The organism is Achromobacter sp. SIMBA_011, assembly GCF_046535435.1.
GTDB lineage: Bacteria > Pseudomonadota > Gammaproteobacteria > Burkholderiales > Burkholderiaceae_B > Achromobacter > Achromobacter dolens.
Genome location: NZ_JAWRWN010000162.1, coordinates 1 through 341, shown reverse-complemented (window position 1 = coordinate 341; position 341 = coordinate 1). Strand labels below are relative to the sequence as shown.

Annotated in this window: 1 protein-coding gene; it reads right to left on the bottom strand. The window is 65.1% G+C overall.

The window, feature by feature from the left end; genetic code table 11:
* Positions 1-15: 15 nt before the first annotated feature.
* Complete coding sequence (locus tag SB816_RS30375; RefSeq protein WP_410548039.1) at positions 16-234, bottom strand: PRTRC system protein C; 219 nt, start codon at positions 232-234, stop codon at positions 16-18.
* Between the last annotated feature and the right edge of the window lie 107 nt (positions 235-341).

Sequence of the window (341 nt, the reverse complement as noted above, 5' to 3'; positions counted from 1 at the left end):
CGCATGAGCGCGTCCTTACGCATGGGTGCCCTTGGCACCGGCCGCGCGGACGAACTTGTAGGAGGCGACTTCGCCAGCGATTTCCGGCCCGTCGACCGAGGCGGTCGTGAGCTCGGGATACTGCGCCGAGAAGAGATCGCGAACATCGGTCGGGCTGAACGCCGGGCCGGGATCCGCGAACTTCATGCCGTTGTAGGTGAACTCGCGGATGATCTTTGCGATGCTGATCGTCATGACCGGTCTCCTCAAAGCAGCGCGAAGAGATCGGTCTTGCCGTCGTCAGAGGCCAGTGCCGGCGCGGCCGGGTTGGCGGCCTTCGTCGAAACGTCAGCGCTGTCGCC

Coding starts and splice junctions, on each gene's coding strand:
- SB816_RS30375 (WP_410548039.1), bottom strand. CDS start 234: ATGACGATCAGCATCGCAAAGATCATCCGCGAGTTCACCTACAACGGC.